Below are 15,585 nucleotides of genomic sequence, written 5' to 3' on the forward strand. Positions count from 1 at the left end.
CCAGTTTTCCCTAATCTCTTCGAAGTCAGACACATGCCCATCAAAATCCCCTCAGATCTGCCCGCTTTCGACGTCCTGAACAAAGAGGGCGTTATGGTCATGTCCGAGGATCAGGCAATGCGTCAGGATATTCGCCCCCTGCGCATCGGGTTGCTGAATCTGATGCCGAAGAAGATTCAGACGGAAAACCAGTTTGCGCGCCTGATCGGCGCAACCCCGTTGCAGATCGAACTGTCTTTGATCCGTATGACGGAACACCAGACAAAAACCACCGCCGCCGAGCATATGTCCGAGTTCTATCAGCCTTTTCAGGAGGTCAAGGACCATAAATTTGATGGCCTGATCATTACTGGCGCGCCAATCGAGCATCTGGAATTTGGTGACGTCACCTATTGGGATGAAATCAGCGAAATCTTTGACTGGACTCAGACAAACGTACATTCAACCTTTGGAGTTTGTTGGGGCGGGATGGCGATGATCAACCATTTTCATGGTGTCCGAAAACACATGCTGGATGCCAAGGCCTTTGGCTGTTTCCGTCACCGCAACCTGAACCCTGCATCACCTTTTTTGCGTGGGTTCTCAGACGATTGCGTTATCCCAGTCAGCCGCTGGACGGAAATGAAACAAGATGAGATCGACGCCGCGCAGGGTTTGACGACCCTGCTGGGCAGCGACGATGTAGGCCCTTGTCTGGTCGAGGATCCCAGCCACCGCGCGCTGTATATCTTCAACCATTTTGAATATGACAGCGACACGCTGAAACAGGAGTATGATCGCGACGTCGCCAATGACACGCCCATCAACGTGCCGATCAACTACTATCCGGATGATGACCCATCCAAGACACCTCAAAACCGTTGGCGCAGCCACGCGCATCTTCTTTACGGAAACTGGATAAACGAAATCTATCAGACTACGCCTTTTGATATGAGCAAAATTGGCCGCTAAGAACTTGATATCCTTTGGCCTCATCATTCTGGGCCTTGCCGTTGTGACTGCGTGGCGCAGCGCCCGGAACGAAGCACAGGCAGAAGTGGCTTTCCCACCCGAAGGTCAGATTCTTGATGTCGACGGGATCGCCGTTCATGCGGTTGTCATGGGGAAAGGGCCAGATGTGGTCCTTCTTCACGGCTCAAGCGGCAACACCCGCGACATGACCTTTGCGCTGGCACCCATTCTGGCGGAAAACTACCGCGTCATCGTTTTTGACCGGCCCGGCCTGGGGTTTTCAGAAAGTTTCAACCCAGACGGTGAAACGATCACGGAGCAAGCGGATATCCTGCAAAAAGCTGCTGCCCAACTTGGGGCGGAAAAGCCTGTCGTTGCGGGCCAAAGCTATGGTGGTTCAGTGGCACTTGCATGGGCGGTCACAAGGCCCGAGGATCTCTCGGCGCTTGTTTTGATCGCACCTGCTGCCATTCCGTGGGAAACGCCGCTGGATGGGTTTAACCAATTGGCATCTACCACGGTCGGCAACGCGCTCGCCCTGCCCCTGATCTCTTCCTTCGTGCCCGATTGGTACGTGGCACGGGCATTGGACACTGTATTTGCGCCTCAATCGACCCCCGCTGGATACGCCGAACATTTCGGACCCGGCCTGACCATCCGGCGCAGTTCCATGCATGCAAATGCCAAGCAACGGGCCAATCTATTGGATGAGATAACCCAATTGCAGCCGAAATACGGTGAGATTTCAGTGCCAACCGAAATCGTTCACGGCACCGCCGACGACACTGTCGGCCTCGAGTGGCATTCCCGACGTCTGATCCAGCAAATCCCGCAGGCCGAACTGGTCGCGTTACCAGGGATCGGTCACATGCCGCAGGTTGTCGCAGCGCCCGAGGTTGCCTCCGCAATTGATCGTGCAGCGCGGCGTGCAGGTTTGCGTTAATCCAAGCTCTAATCCATAGTCGGATATGGGTTTTATCGTGAGGTGACATATGGCCCGGACCGAAAAAGGTTCTATAGAGAAGTATTTTCAGGAAAGCGCGCCCAAAGCTGTGCGGGATGAGATCGAGAATTCGAAGAAAGGCGAAATCCTGAACCCGACCTACCCGTATAGCGAGAAGATGAAGACCAAGGACTATGATGAGCAGATGGAACTGCTCCAGATCGAGCTGGTCAAAATGCAGTCTTGGGTCAAGGACACGGCGCAACGGATCGCCATCATCTTCGAAGGCCGCGATGCCGCCGGCAAGGGCGGAACGATCAAACGGTTTCGCGAAAACCTGAACCCACGCGGCGCGCGCAATGTGGCGCTCAGCAAACCCTCAGAAACTGAACGCAGTCAATGGTACTTCCAGCGCTACATCCCTCACCTGCCTGCCGCTGGCGAGATCGTGTTCTTTGACCGCAGCTGGTACAATCGCGGCGTGGTCGAGAACGTCTTTGGTTTCTGCACCCAGGAAGAGCGCGAGCGGTTCTTTCGTCAGGTTCTGCCGCTTGAAACGGGTCTGGTCAATGATGGCATCAAACTCTTCAAGTTCTGGCTCAATGTCGGGCGGGCTGAGCAGCTGAACCGCTTTCTGGCCCGTGAAACCGACCCCTTAAAGCAATGGAAACTCAGCCCTATTGACGTGGCTGGGTTGGACAAGTGGGACGAATACACACAATCGATTTCAGAAACTCTGACCCGGTCACATTCAGACATATCTCCTTGGACAATTGTCCGGTCGGACGACAAGAAACGCGCCCGTCTTGCAGCAATTCAAACGGTTCTGCACACGCTGGACTATGATGAGAAGGACGCAAAAAGCATTGGCGACATTGATCCCCTGATCTGCGGTGGTCCGGATGTCTGGGACGCCTAGGTTGCGTTTTCACCCTGCCCGGCCAAGGATTTCAAGGGCAAGCGTTGGACGACCGTGTGTATTTGGTCTATCCCCTTGTCTTCCAATACCTAATCAAAGAACCTGAGGCCGGGATGTCGAAACGCGGTTATCATCACGGAAACCTAAAGCAAGCCCTGATCGAGGCAGCCTTGTCCCTGATCGAAGAAAAGGGGCCGACAGGTTTTACGTTATCTGAAGCCGCCAAAACCGCTGGCGTAACACCCGCCGCTGTCTATCGCCATTTTGAAGGGCGCGAAGACCTTATCGCCGAAGCTGCACGGCAAGGGTTCGAGATGTTCGCGGACCTGATGCAATACGCTTATGACAAGGGCCAACCCTCTGCCCTTGCCGCCTTCGAGGCAACCGGGCGGGCCTATCTGGCTTTTGCGCGGAAGAACCCCGGCCATTACATCGCCATGTTCGAAAGTGGAATTTCGTTGAATCGCACCCCCGAACTATCAATGGCCGCCAATCGGGCCAAATCGGTTCTTGAAAAAGCCGCCGACGACCTGTCACAACATATTCCACCTGAAAAGCGCCCGCCCGCGTCGATGTTCAGCGCACATATCTGGGCGATGAGCCATGGTGTGGTTGAATTATACGCGCGCAATACCGGCGCGACGTCTCCCTTCCCCCCGGAAGACCTGCTGGAAAGCGGCATTGGAATCTACCTGCGAGGGCTGGGTCTGATCCCGCAGGACGACTGACACCTGTCAAAAAGTTCGGCTGCTTTGCGGTAAGCTCAGCCCGGACGTTACGTTGATCAGATTCATCTCGCCCATTCCCTTTATGTCAACACGTCCCAGGTCCGAGACCTGAAATTCGTCAATCAGGGCGTATTTCATCTCTTCCGGCGCAACGATTTTCATAGGATTGGCGAAAATTTGCAGTCGGGACGCGATATTTACCGCCGGACCGAAAACGTCGTAGACGTATTTCTGAATACCCACCACAGACCCGACCGCGGCCCCCATGCCCAAACCGATCCGGGCCTGCCATTTGTGCGGGTGGCTTTCGTTCCGGCGTTCGAGATAACGCAGGAAACGTACCGCGCAATGGGCCACTGCCGTCGCGTGATCGGGTGTCGGGTCAGGCATGCCTGAGACCGCAAGATATGCGTCACCTATTGTTTTGATCCTTTCACACCCGAATTGCTCAACGATCCTGTCAAACGCTGTGAAAATGTCGTTCAACTCGCTCAGGGTCACTGTCGGGTCGGTCTTGGCCGCGAAATCAGTGAATCCCACAAAGTCCAGCATAACAACAGACACCTGCTTGTAGAGCTGCGGAGTGACAACACCGAAGGTTTTGAACTCTTCATAAACGGCCCGTGGCATCAAGTTCAGAAGCAGCCGTTCAACCCGCTCTTTCTCGCGCTCCAGCTCTCGCGTGTTGCGTTCGACCATGGTGGAATAGCTGTCGATCATGCTTTCCAGCTCGCGAATGCGCGTGATGTTCTGGCATTCGACAATCAGAACCTGCTCGGACAGCCCTTTGGCCAACGAAACTGCGACTGCAAAGATCAAGGTCCGCCGCTTCGGCTTGATTTGCAATTCAACCGAATATCTCAAGCCCGATTGCTTGACGTCTTCCAATTCTTTGGGATCAAGGGCGGGAAGAATGTCCGTAAGAGTACTGCCGTTCTCGGGGGTTCCAAACCACTCCGAAAACGGCCCGTTATGAAAAACGAACTGAAGATCCGAGGCGCGCACCACGGCAATGCCGACACCGATGGCGCGTAACAGCTGTTCGTTTATTGCATGAATGCTCATGCCGCGTTTCGGGCGACGATAATTGAACGCTTCCCTTCAATTGCAGCCAGCGCGGTTTTGATATCCTGATCGGACATACCATGCACGCTCAGCGCTTCGCCAAACAGCTCAGCCATCACATCAAATTCGTCGTGTGAAATACTCAGATGCCTGTGTACGGCTTCGATCCTGTCATCACTGAATGACGCCGGTCCGCCAATCAGGGACGATACAAACTTCGTCTGATGATCAATCAACCGCGGCATATCAATATCTTCAAAATAATGGCCGATGTCATCCGAATCCAACGCCATTTCATAGAAGGTCATCACGACACGGCTGATTGTTTTGAAGCCACCGTATTTATCATAAAGCGTTTGCGCCACACGAAAACCCAAGAGTTACCGAACAAAAACACTGTAATTCTATATCAAATGGACATTTTTGTTAATGTTTATGGTATTTTTTTCGTTTTCCGGCTTAACGCGCGTTCATTTTAGGAAAAGCAAAAGTGTCCGGGATTTAAAATCCTGCGCTTTCGAAGACCCGGCGTGGTACACGAAACCAAGTTGTACACAGCCAAGACGCCGGGGCTGGTTTGGGTTTCTGTCTAAGGGGGTAATGGCGGAGAGACAGGGATTCGAACCCTGGAGACGGTTCCCCGCCTACACACTTTCCAGGCGTGCGCCTTCGACCACTCGGCCACCTCTCCGTGCCGGCGATGTTTGGACCAATGTCATGAGATTTGCAAGGCCCCAAATCGGTGAAATCACCGGAAAGGATCAATTAAATCCGGTAGTCTACCCAGAGCGTCAAGCGACCAGAAACGCGACCTTTCAGCTGTCGGACTGGTCGTCAGATTTCATCGCCCGCGTCAGGGTCCAGATCAGATTCTGTCAGTTCAACTGGCTTTCCTGCCGTTGAATCGGTTGTGTTCTGTTTGGGCGCAAGGCCTGCCTCTTTAACCTTGTTCGAGGTCTGCAAAGCTTCGGGATTGCGCAACCAGATATCACGCTGTGCAAACGGCACCTCGATACCCGCTTCCAGAAAGCGCCGATTGATCTCGTGGTTCATGTCGGATTTGACGGATAAAACCCAGTTCACATCCCGTAGGATCGCTCTGATCTCGAAATCCAACGCATCCGCTCCAAATCCCTGAAACACTACACTGGGCGCCGGGTTGGCCAGAACCATCGGGTGGTTGTTTGCGACCTCGCCCAGAATGGTCTCGACCAGCCGTGTATCTGTTCCGTAGGCGACACCGACCGGTACAATCACCCTACCGATGGTATTGCCACGTGTGTAGTTGGTGACGACGCCGCTGATCAGGTCCGAGTTTGGAATGATCACATCCGTTCTGTCGAACGTCTCGATCCGGGTCGATCGGACGGAGATGTCACGCACGTAGCCCATCATCCCGTTCACATCTATCCAGTCACCCTTGGAGATCGGCCGTTCGACCAGAAGGATGATGCCGGACACGAAATTAGACACAATCGTTTGCAGGCCAAAGCCAATACCGACAGACAGTGCACCAGCGACAATTGCCAGCGACGACAGATCAAACCCCGCGACCATGATCGCTGCCAACGCAGCCAGAAAGATCCCGATATACCCAGAGCCAGCGACAATCGCATTCTGCCCGCCCGGATCGATGCTGGTTTTGGGCAACAGCGAGTTGCGCAACCCGCTTTGCAACAACCGTGTCAGCGTATATCCGATTGCGAAAACAGCGATAAATGTCAGGAAATTGCTGGGCGAGATCATGACACCGCCGATGTCAAAGCCAAGCAGCAGACGTGACCACACCTCAAGCAGGTCCGTTTCGCGCGCGCCCCAGTATATCGCCAGAACAGGCAGCGCGACGATGGCGAGTGCAAAGCCCACCAGGACCGAAAAAAGAGAGTCGCGCGCAGCGTCGCCCTGCCCTGTGATCCATCCGTATATCTGACTGACGAACCGTTGGAAAATCGCCAGAGCGGCAATCAGAACCAGCGTTTTTACCGCCGGAAACACGATCGCTTCGGCCGCATTGGTATAGCCGGCCAGTGCCAGTACGGGTGTTGCGATCCCCAGCAGGAACATGGCCTTGCGCAGGAATTCCAACAACTGGCTGAATCCGGCGGCCCGGGTAGACGCCGTCTGGTCCAGCAGGCGGTCGTTCGTTCTGATCTGCCGCACGCGGAGCAAAAGCAATGCCGTTCCAACAATCACGGGAAAGCTGATCACCGCACGAGTCGCATCCGAGACGTTTTCGATCTGCTGAAACAGAAGCGCCAGTTCGTGCAGGATCAACATCAAAGCCAACAGATCAATGTATATCCGCAATTCGGTAATCCGAGCAGCAGACAGGCGCTTGAATCCTTGTGAAGCGCCAATCACGTAAATCTGTCGGCCAATCCAGTCGTAGAAGAAGGCAATTGCCGCCCAGTAGGGGATTTTTTCCAGCAACAAACTGCCTCGCAGACCCGGAATACCCGAAAGACTGATTGCGGCGATGGCGGCAACGACACCGATCCATGGCAACAGAATCCGCAACAGAGAAATGATGAAGGACCAAACACCAGTGCCCGCTCCGCCCAGCAACCTCAGATAGTCGCCGCCCCGTTCGGACCAACGTTTGCCGAAGATCAGTAAAACCGCGGCCAGGATCACCAGAAACAAGATTCCCAAGCCACGATCACGGATACGTTCTTTCACTACGTCCGAACGCAGGTTGGTAATTGTTTCATTTGTCAGGCTCTGAAGCGCCTCTTTTACGTCTTGCCAAGCAGGTCCCCAATATACGGGGTTGATCGGTGACGGCCCGCGCTCAAAGAATTGTTTTGTCTGCCGCGTCCGGATGATCCGATCGATTTCACTGATCAATCCATTTGCGCGGGTATAAGCTTCTTCGGAAATGATGCGCGGCACCCGCAAACTGTTGAGCTGCTCATTAAGATGAGTTCGCAATTTAGCGATGTCTTCAGGTTCGGCCGCGTCCCCTTCGGGTTTTGGACCAAGCGCCTTGATCTGGCTTTCCAGCGTTGCGATACGGTCTGTGTTGGCGCTGCGTGCCTTGTTAAAGTCCTCTCGGTAACCGTTTATTTCAGAACGTAAATTCTCAAACGCAGCGTTTGACGCACGGTTCGCTTCAATCACGGACTCGGCACGGTCAGCCGTTTTTATCCAGCCCCGGTAATACTCACTTTGCCTGTCGGTCAGCTGCGCGACAGCACCGCCTGCGAGCCCGACAAGACACAGGAATACCAGTGTCAGAAACAGGCGAACCTGCCTCGGCATCACACGTCCTCGAAAACGCCGGGAATGCTGCGCGGTGCTTCAGTCATCCAATCCGGCACCGGCAATTCTTTCTCGCGCAGGAAATCCGGGTTGAACAGCTTGGACTGATACCGCGTGCCATAGTCGCAAAGGACAGTCACAATCGTGTGGCCCGGCCCCATTTCTTTGGCCAGACGCACGGCGCCCGCCATGTTGATCGCGGTTGACCCGCCCATGACCAGCCCCTCGTCACGGAGCAGGTCAAAGATATAGGGCAACGCCTCGGTGTCAGTGATCTGATAGGAATGATCCGGCGTGAACCCTTCCAGGTTCTTTGTTATCCGAACCTGTCCGATACCTTCGGCAATCGATCCTCCCTCCATCGCGATTTCACCGGTGGTGTAGTAAGAGTAGAGACCCGCACCCATAGGATCGACCAGACCGATTTTCACACCCTTGGGCTGCAACGCTTCGGCAACCCCGGCCAACGTACCGCCCGACCCGACAGCACAGATAAACCCGTCGACCTTACCGTCTGTTTGTTCCCAGATTTCGGGCCCTGTGGTTTCAACATGGGCCTGACGGTTCGCCACGTTGTCAAACTGGTTGGCCCAGATTGCCCCATTGGGTTCCGTCTGCGCCAATTCCTCGGCCAAACGCCGGGAATAATGCACGAAATTGTTGGGATTGCGATAAGGTGCAGCCGGAACTTGAACCAGTTGTGCACCGGCCAGCCGCAGCATGTCTTTCTTTTCTTCCGACTGGGTTTCCGGGATCACAATCACGGTCTTGAACCCCATTGACGCCCCCACCAGCGCCAGACCAATACCGGTATTGCCGGCGGTGCCTTCCACAATGGTGCCACCGGGCTTCAAATCGCCCCGCGCAATGGCATCACGGATAATATAGAGTGCAGCACGGTCCTTGACGGATTGACCGGGGTTCATGAATTCGGCTTTGCCGAGAATTTCGCAACCAGTTTCTTCACTGATGCGGCGCAGCCGGATCAGCGGTGTTTTTCCTACTGCGTCAGCAAGATCTCGTGCAATGCGCATGATGGCCCCTTGTCGTTTTGTACCATCGAAGATTTACAGCCGCACCGCCGCGACCACAAGCGGGATAGTCACCCGCGCAATCTGTCCCGGTGGCGGGCCAGCCAATAAGCCAGAGACACCAATTGTAGATCCTTAAAAACATGGCGATCCGTCATGTCTATGAATTCGTCGAACGGCAGGATTTGACTGCGGATGTCTTCACCTTCTGTGTCCAGGCCACCGGTGATTGTGGTGTGCGTCAACTCACCCAGACCAACATAAAGATACATGAACCCGGTGGAAGATCCGCTCGAGGTGTAGGCACCGCCAGCATATTCCAGCCTGTCAAAACGAATACCCGCCTCCTCCATCGCCTCTCGATGCGCGGCCTGTTCGGGTGTCTCACCCGGATCAATCATCCCGGCCACCGCTTCCCAAAGCCAGGGTTCCGGATCGTTGTTCAGGAAAACCGGTGGTCTGAACTGTTCCACGATCAAAACGGTATCGCGGACCGGATCATAGGGCAGAACGCCGACCGCACTACCCTGCAACAAGCTTCCACGGCGCAGTACCGGCCCCATGCTGCCGTCATGCCGCCGATGTTGCAGATCGATTTCCTCCATCCCGAAATAATCAAGATACACCCGGTCATGGCGATGCACGATCACGTCTTTTGCAATGTCCCGCGGATCACCGGTTCTCCGCTGCCCGGCCATAATCTTTGACCAGGCACGCGTTTGAGTGGCGCGAATACTGCGGGCCAAGATCCGGGGATCAACCTTCCCGAAATAGGCCATCTCTTCCTCAGCGGCGAGCGTTGTAAGTTCGCCCAATCTGTCCGCCCAGTCCTGAAGCGACCACAAATCACCCGGTCTCCAGGCATCAGGGGCAGGAAAAAAGACCTGCGCTTCGGCCTCGGTCCCGTCTTCCAATTCGACCTTCAACGGCTTCAGATCATAGTCGAATGACCCTTCGTAATAATCAAGCCTGGCCAGATCCACAGACGACAATTCCTGCACCAGTACACCTTCGGCACTGGCACCTTCCATTTCCAGGATCATTGGGAAATCCTGCCCCTGAACAGAATGGACAGCATGGCCTCGAAGTTGGGCGGGCCGCGCTTTGGTTTTGCTCAGAGGATGACCAAGAACGCGTTCCAACAACGGCAAGTGTCGCAGCGTTCCATAAAAAAACAAATCAGACAAAGTCGATCTCTCTTGTCGGGAAACGGATCAGCGCCATGATCGGGCGGCCTGTTCTGTGGCCAGTCCCGATACAACAGCCCCAATCAGGAATGCAATCAGGATTTCCGGGTAAATCAACAGCTTACCGTACTCAATCCCGATCTTGAAAATGGCCAGAATGGCCTCAAATGGGCCACCGTAACGATTGCGCATGGCAAGCCGGAACATTTCGTAACAGCCCTGCACGAACAACGCCCAGAAAATCAGCGAGGCGACACCAGTCAGACCGTTATTGATCCCAGCAGTCCAGCCGCGCCCTGCACGCTTGCCCATGATTCCCCACCCGCATACCGCGCCAAGGCCCATGTTAACCAGGGTAAAGTACCCGTAATCCTTACCTTCTTCACCGTTTTCGATAATCATGCCAGAGACAATGAATGCCAGCACGATGAGACAAACGGCGGCTACAAGACGCGAGGCAGTGGGCATGTTACGGTCCGTCAGTTAACTTGCTTTGATACGGTGATCTGTGTCACATCGCAATTGCGCGTGTCAAAGGCTGCGCCACAGGCAGTCAAATAATAATTCCACATGCGGCGAAAACGCTCATCAAAGCCGAGGTCTGCGATCTGTTCCCATTTTGCATTGAACGTCTCATACCACCGCCGCAGCGTCAGGTCGTAACTTTTGCCGAATTCTTTCGACTTCACCACATTCAAACCCGCCTGATTGATCTGCTGCCGTAGGATCGTGGGCGACGGAAGCATTCCACCCGGAAATATGTATTTCTGAATGAAATCAACACCGTTCTTGTAATAATCCCAGCGGTGGTCACCTACGGTTATGATTTGCAAGGTCGCTTGCGCCCCTGGCTTCAGCCTCTCACGAACGGTTTCAAAATAAACCGGCCAGTATTTTTGACCCACCGCCTCGAACATCTCGATTGAGGCTATGCCATCATATTGTCCACGCTCGTCGCGATAGTCCTGCAACTTGAATGTCACTTGATCTGAAAGCCCTGCTTTTTCAATACGTTCATTAGCAAACTTGAACTGTTCCTCACTAATCGTAAGGCCGGTTACATGCAAACCCCGCTCTTTCGCGGCATATTCGGCAAAACCGCCCCAACCGCATCCGATTTCCAGAATGTGGTCACCGGGTTTGGCCCCCATTTCATCGACAAGGCTGGCATATTTGGCAGTTTGCGCCTTCTCAAGACTTTCTTGCCCGGTCTCAAAAATGGCGCTGGAATAAGTCATCGTGTCATCCAGCCACAAACCGTAGAAGTCGTTACCCAGATCATAGTGGTACGAGATATTCTTTTTCGCCTGCGTCCGGCTATTGCGATGAAGCCAGAACCGCAGCCGTTCATAGGCCTGGACAAGGAACTTTCCAGTAAACCCGTCATAGACGGTTTCGGACCCCAAATGGACAAGATCCATGAATGAGCGCAGATCAGGCGTGCTCCAATGTCCTTCAAGGTAGGCATCAGAAAACCCCAGCTCGCCTTCGCGGATCAGACGGGCAAAAACATCTCCGTCGTGGATATCGATCTGAGCAACAGGCCCTGCCTTTGGCCCCTCTGCGCGAAAGATGCGGCCATCAGGCAATGTTATGTCTAGTCGCCCCGACTCCATTCGGGCCAGCATCTTGAACACCTGGGCGAAATACCTGGGCAGATCCGACTGCCCCTCTGTCGTCGTCAGCACCATCCGCTCTCCCCTCTGCGGCACAGGTATCAGGCTAGGCCGCGATTCTGTTTCTGGCAAGTTTTCAGTTCCTTAGTGAGATTTTCGGCTTTCATACGCACGTAAGGCGCGGTTTCGTCCATCCGTCAGTTTCACGACAGGTTCGGGATAATCCGCCTGCGGACACAGGTTCCATGACTGGGGAACCGCAGCGAAATAGGAAAATGCAACGTCACTGGGTTTCGTCTGGCCTTCGGCGATCCAGCGCCGCAGGTAAGACCCCTGCGGATCAAACTTTTCGGCCTGCGTTTCAGGATTGAATATACGAAAGAAGGGCGACGCGTCGGGGCCTGAACCCGCAACCCACTGCCAGCCCATGGCGTTACAGGCTGGGTCCCAGTCAATCAGGCAATCCTCGAACCAACTCATCCCGATTTTCCAGTGTGTCATCAGATGTTTGGTCAGGTAACTGGCAACAATCATCCGGGCCCGGTTATGCATACGGCCTGTCACATACATCTGCCGCAGGCCAGCATCGACGACAGGAATTCCGGTTCGGGCCTGCCTCCAGGCGGCAACTTCAGGGTGGTGCGGATCGATATTCCACGGGAAATCATCCCATTCCGCTTTCCAGTTATCAGTCAGCAGATGCGGTGAGTGATACATCAGGTGATAGGCAAACTCACGCCAGACCAACTGCCGCAGAAATGCCTCGGCGCCGGGGGTTCCCGTCATCGCAGCCTGTTGAACCCTGTGCCAGACAGTACGTGGCCCGATCTCGCCCAATGAAAGGTATTCTGACAGGTTTGATGTTCCGTCCAGATCCAACCGGTCACGGTCATTGGAATAACGGGGGACCTGGTCGAGAAAGTGCTCAAGTCGATCGCGGGCGGCCTTCTCTCCGGGTTGGACATAGGGGCGCACGATTGCAGCGCCTCGGTACATGTCCGCACCCATATGCCAGGTACTCAGTTTATCACTGGAAGGCCAGGTTGCAGGCCCCGCCAAGCGTGACACCAACGCATCCGGCGCTGGCACGTCCCGCCGCTGAACCGCGCGCCACATAGGAGTGTAGACACGAAACGGCTGGCCCTGCTTTGTTGCGACCGTCCAGGGCTCAAAAAGCAAATGACCAGGAAAGGACTTTGCGCTTACACCCAGTTCGGTCAGCGCCGTTTTGATCTGTGTATCGCGTCTGATCGACGCTGGATCATAGGCCCGCGACCAATAGACAGCCTTTGCGCCCGTCTCTTTGACAAGTGTCCGCAATTGCTCAAGCGCATCGCCACGCCGCAGGATCAGACGGCTACCAAGCCTCGTCAGAGCGTCGCAAAAGACCTCCAGACCCAACCCCAACCGCCATTTTGGGGCCGCGCCAAGGTGTTGCACAAGAAGGTCATGAACAAAGACTGGTATGATCGGACGGCCGCTTGCAACAGCAGCAGTCAATGCCGGATGGTCCGACAGGCGCAGATCCCGTCGGTACCATAAGATGATCGGAGACCGCTCGTTTTCCATATCCACCCTGAGGTTTTCTTCGTTCTACGAAGCCCCAAGCTGAGTGGATCACAAAACGTGTTCAAGCGCCTCCAAAAGCTGATCAATCTCCTGCTGCGAGGTATAATGTGTAAAGCTGACCCGCAAAACGCCCTGTGCCAGATCCACGCCCATCGCTTGCAATGGGCGCACAGCATAAAAGTCGCCTCCCCCCGCCATAACACCGTATTGCGCCAGTTCTGCTGCAACTGACTCAGCGGGACGGTTCAGCGACAGCGCTACCGTCGGCGCACGCCGGGTGGCATCTGAAGTGCCGATCAGACGTACCGCGTTGCGGTCCTTTACCGCATCCAGAACCGGTTGAAGTAAGGACACCTCATGCGCGCGCATCAGGTCATGGGCAAAGGCACCCTGCTCTGCTGCACCGGCGTCAGGCCCACCGTGATGCGTGCACAGGAGCTCGACGTAATCGGCCATACCTGCACTTGCCGCAATCTGAGCATGATCCGGGCCTGCCGGGGTAAAGCGCTTGTAAAGAACGTCGGCGTTGAAGTAGTGCGCTTGGTTGGGCAGCAACTCTCCCAGTGTTCGGCGAATGACCATGCAGCCTTGATGCGGGCCAAAAGTTTTATAGGCTGAAAACAGATAGATATCCGGCCCCAAATCGCCAACATTCGGAAACCCATGCGGGGCGTAAGATACGCCGTCCACGCAGACAAATGCACCAGCCGCGTGGGCAATCGCAGTGATCTCGGTGACCGGGTTAATCTCTCCAACGACATTGGAACAATGCGGGAAACAGACCAGACGCACTTTTTCGTCCAGCATATTTTCCAGATCCTGCGGGTTCAGTGATCCGGTTTCAGGATCGATCTGCCACTCCCGCACTTCAATCCCTGCCTCGGCCAGACGACGCCATGGGCCCGAATTTGCCTCGTGATCCTGATTGGTCACGACAATCGCCTCGCCAGGTTTCATCCATTGCCTGAACGCCTGTGCCAAAACATAGGTATTCTGTGTCGTCGAAGGGCCAAAGCTCAGCTCATCGGTTTCAACACCCAGGATGGCGGCCATGCGCACGCGTGCCTCATCCATCTCGGCACCTGCAAGACGGCTGGCCTCATAAGGGGCGTAGGGCTGAACCTTTCGCTGCGTATAGAACCGCGTCAACCGGTCGATCACCGGCTTGCAGGTATATGACCCGCCCGCATTCTCAAAAAACGCCTGTCCTTTCAGGCTGGGTTCGGAAAAAGCCGGAAACTGTGCCCGAACGAAATTGATATCCAGAGAGCTCATGCCTCATTGCTCCTTAGTTGTGCTGTCATATCAACAAGATGCCCGCTCATGTTTCCGGACATCTCAGAAATCATGGCAGGTCTTCCAGCCCAGCCTGTGCTTGCGCCATGAGCTGACGAAACACCGGGCAGCCCTTCACTTCGGAAGGACAACGCTACTTAGACAGCACCATCCGCGACCGTCAAGCTGAAGCAAAAGAAAAAGCCCGGCGGGGTTGCCGGGGCTGAATTTCTAACACTCTGGGGCAGGTCTCGTTCGGGCCTCAACCCTGAACTTTGGTATATGTCCCCTCGCCTGCAAGAATACCACGGAAACCTCCGGGCTCATCCAGACCAAAGACGATCAGAGGCAGGTTGTTGTCACGCGCCAGCGCGATGGCTGACGCATCCATGACCCGCAACCGCTTGGCTAGAACGTCGTCATAGGTGACCGTGTCATAACGCACCGCGTCGGCATGTTGTTTGGGATCCTTGTCGTAGACGCCGTCGACACCGTTCTTGCCCATGAAAATCGCCTCACACGCCATTTCATTGGCGCGCAAGGTCGCCGCGGTGTCGGTGGTGAAATACGGGTTGCCGGTGCCGGCCGCAAAGATGCAAACCCTTTTCTTTTCAAGGTGTCGTACGGCGCGGCGGCGGATATACGGCTCGCACACTTCATCCATGCGAATGGCCGAAATGACCCTGGTGAACACCCCAATCTCTTCCAGGGCAGATTGCATACCCAGTGCGTTCATCACCGTGGCCAACATCCCCATATAGTCTGCTGTCGTCCGCTCCATACCCTGAGCAGATCCACTCAGGCCCCGGAAAATGTTTCCTCCACCGATAACCATGCAGATCTCAACGCCCAGATCGTGAACCGATTTCACCTCTTGCGCGATGCGTTGAACTGTCGGCGGGTGCAGGCCAAAGCCCTGATCCCCCATCAATGCCTCTCCTGAAATTTTCAACATGACACGTTTGTATGTGGTTTTCGGGGTTTCGGCAGTTTCAGAAGACGGGGAAAGGCTCATGTTGCGCTCCGGGCTGGCACGGGGT

The 15,585-nt window shown here is 54.9% G+C and carries 14 protein-coding genes and 1 tRNA gene; 4 read left to right on the forward strand and 11 right to left on the reverse strand.

The window, feature by feature from the left end; translation table 11 throughout:
• Positions 1-33 precede the first annotated feature (33 nt).
• From metA to ACR0DY_RS02675, 4 genes are all read left to right on the forward strand, one after another.
• Positions 34-951 carry a homoserine O-acetyltransferase MetA gene (gene metA / locus ACR0DY_RS02660; protein WP_480472447.1) on the forward strand — a complete coding sequence of 306 codons (918 nt, stop codon included), beginning with the start codon at positions 34-36 and terminating at the stop codon, positions 949-951.
• Entirely contained in the window at positions 941-1,894 is a 954-nt protein-coding gene (locus ACR0DY_RS02665; protein WP_480472445.1) for an alpha/beta fold hydrolase, read from the forward strand. The genes metA and ACR0DY_RS02665 overlap by 11 nt, the downstream gene beginning before the upstream one ends.
• A gap of 49 nt (positions 1,895-1,943) precedes the next feature.
• The gene (gene ppk2 / locus ACR0DY_RS02670) at positions 1,944-2,813 is read left to right on the forward strand and encodes a polyphosphate kinase 2 (protein ID WP_480545626.1); all 870 of its coding nucleotides are present in this window, start codon (positions 1,944-1,946) and stop codon (positions 2,811-2,813) included.
• A gap of 113 nt (positions 2,814-2,926) precedes the next feature.
• Positions 2,927-3,541, forward strand: a complete 615-nt coding sequence (locus ACR0DY_RS02675) for a TetR/AcrR family transcriptional regulator (RefSeq protein ID WP_209504101.1) — start codon at positions 2,927-2,929, stop codon at positions 3,539-3,541.
• Between the two features lie 6 nt (positions 3,542-3,547).
• On the opposite strand, the gene ACR0DY_RS02680 is transcribed toward ACR0DY_RS02675, so the two are convergent.
• The 11 genes from ACR0DY_RS02680 to pyrH form a co-directional block, all read right to left on the reverse strand.
• Positions 3,548-4,606, reverse strand: coding sequence for an adenylate/guanylate cyclase domain-containing protein (locus ACR0DY_RS02680; RefSeq protein ID WP_209504102.1), 1,059 nt, complete (start codon positions 4,604-4,606; stop codon positions 3,548-3,550).
• Entirely contained in the window at positions 4,603-4,971 is a 369-nt protein-coding gene (locus ACR0DY_RS02685; protein ID WP_209596705.1) for a group I truncated hemoglobin, read from the reverse strand. Before ACR0DY_RS02685 ends, ACR0DY_RS02680 begins: the two co-directional genes overlap by 4 nt.
• A gap of 236 nt (positions 4,972-5,207) precedes the next feature.
• Positions 5,208-5,297: transfer RNA gene (locus ACR0DY_RS02690), tRNA-Ser, on the reverse strand.
• 143 nt (positions 5,298-5,440) lie between these two features.
• A complete protein-coding gene (locus tag ACR0DY_RS02695) occupies positions 5,441-7,867 on the reverse strand; it encodes a DUF3772 domain-containing protein (RefSeq protein ID WP_480481201.1) in 2,427 nt (808 codons plus the stop codon).
• The gene (locus ACR0DY_RS02700) at positions 7,867-8,901 is read right to left on the reverse strand and encodes a cysteine synthase A (protein ID WP_480485822.1); all 1,035 of its coding nucleotides are present in this window, start codon (positions 8,899-8,901) and stop codon (positions 7,867-7,869) included. Before ACR0DY_RS02700 ends, ACR0DY_RS02695 begins: the two co-directional genes overlap by 1 nt.
• A 68-nt stretch (positions 8,902-8,969) precedes the next feature.
• Positions 8,970-10,085, reverse strand: a complete 1,116-nt coding sequence (locus ACR0DY_RS02705; protein WP_480485824.1) for an NUDIX domain-containing protein — start codon at positions 10,083-10,085, stop codon at positions 8,970-8,972.
• Positions 10,086-10,112: 27 nt separating this feature from the next.
• A complete protein-coding gene (locus ACR0DY_RS02710; protein ID WP_480485825.1) occupies positions 10,113-10,553 on the reverse strand; it encodes a TrgA family protein in 441 nt (146 codons plus the stop codon).
• Between the two features lie 11 nt (positions 10,554-10,564).
• Positions 10,565-11,776, reverse strand: a complete 1,212-nt coding sequence (locus ACR0DY_RS02715) for a class I SAM-dependent methyltransferase (RefSeq protein ID WP_480897771.1) — start codon at positions 11,774-11,776, stop codon at positions 10,565-10,567.
• 69 nt (positions 11,777-11,845) lie between these two features.
• Positions 11,846-13,270, reverse strand: a complete 1,425-nt coding sequence (locus ACR0DY_RS02720) for a cryptochrome/photolyase family protein (protein WP_480897773.1) — start codon at positions 13,268-13,270, stop codon at positions 11,846-11,848.
• A gap of 48 nt (positions 13,271-13,318) precedes the next feature.
• Entirely contained in the window at positions 13,319-14,545 is a 1,227-nt protein-coding gene (locus tag ACR0DY_RS02725; RefSeq protein WP_480481213.1) for an aminotransferase class V-fold PLP-dependent enzyme, read from the reverse strand.
• 262 nt (positions 14,546-14,807) lie between these two features.
• Entirely contained in the window at positions 14,808-15,560 is a 753-nt protein-coding gene (gene pyrH, locus ACR0DY_RS02730) for a UMP kinase (RefSeq protein ID WP_209504110.1), read from the reverse strand.
• Between the last annotated feature and the right edge of the window lie 25 nt (positions 15,561-15,585).

The sequence above is a fragment of the Ruegeria sp. O6 genome (assembly GCF_056535045.1).

What these genes read in the sequence shown, in the direction of transcription:
- ACR0DY_RS02715 (WP_480897771.1), bottom strand. Translation starts at nt 11,776, where the DNA reads ATGGTGCTGACGACGACAGAGGGGCAGTCGGATCTGCCCAGGTATTTC.
- ACR0DY_RS02710 (WP_480485825.1), bottom strand. Translation starts at nt 10,553, where the DNA reads ATGCCCACTGCCTCGCGTCTTGTAGCCGCCGTTTGTCTCATCGTGCTG.
- ACR0DY_RS02700 (WP_480485822.1), bottom strand. Translation starts at nt 8,901, where the DNA reads ATGCGCATTGCACGAGATCTTGCTGACGCAGTAGGAAAAACACCGCTG.
- ACR0DY_RS02680 (WP_209504102.1), bottom strand. Translation starts at nt 4,606, where the DNA reads ATGAGCATTCATGCAATAAACGAACAGCTGTTACGCGCCATCGGTGTC.
- ACR0DY_RS02695 (WP_480481201.1), bottom strand. Translation starts at nt 7,867, where the DNA reads ATGCCGAGGCAGGTTCGCCTGTTTCTGACACTGGTATTCCTGTGTCTT.
- ACR0DY_RS02725 (WP_480481213.1), bottom strand. Translation starts at nt 14,545, where the DNA reads ATGAGCTCTCTGGATATCAATTTCGTTCGGGCACAGTTTCCGGCTTTT.
- ACR0DY_RS02675 (WP_209504101.1), top strand. Translation starts at nt 2,927, where the DNA reads ATGTCGAAACGCGGTTATCATCACGGAAACCTAAAGCAAGCCCTGATC.
- ACR0DY_RS02720 (WP_480897773.1), bottom strand. Translation starts at nt 13,270, where the DNA reads ATGGAAAACGAGCGGTCTCCGATCATCTTATGGTACCGACGGGATCTG.
- metA (WP_480472447.1), top strand. Translation starts at nt 34, where the DNA reads ATGCCCATCAAAATCCCCTCAGATCTGCCCGCTTTCGACGTCCTGAAC.
- ppk2 (WP_480545626.1), top strand. Translation starts at nt 1,944, where the DNA reads ATGGCCCGGACCGAAAAAGGTTCTATAGAGAAGTATTTTCAGGAAAGC.
- pyrH (WP_209504110.1), bottom strand. Translation starts at nt 15,560, where the DNA reads ATGAGCCTTTCCCCGTCTTCTGAAACTGCCGAAACCCCGAAAACCACA.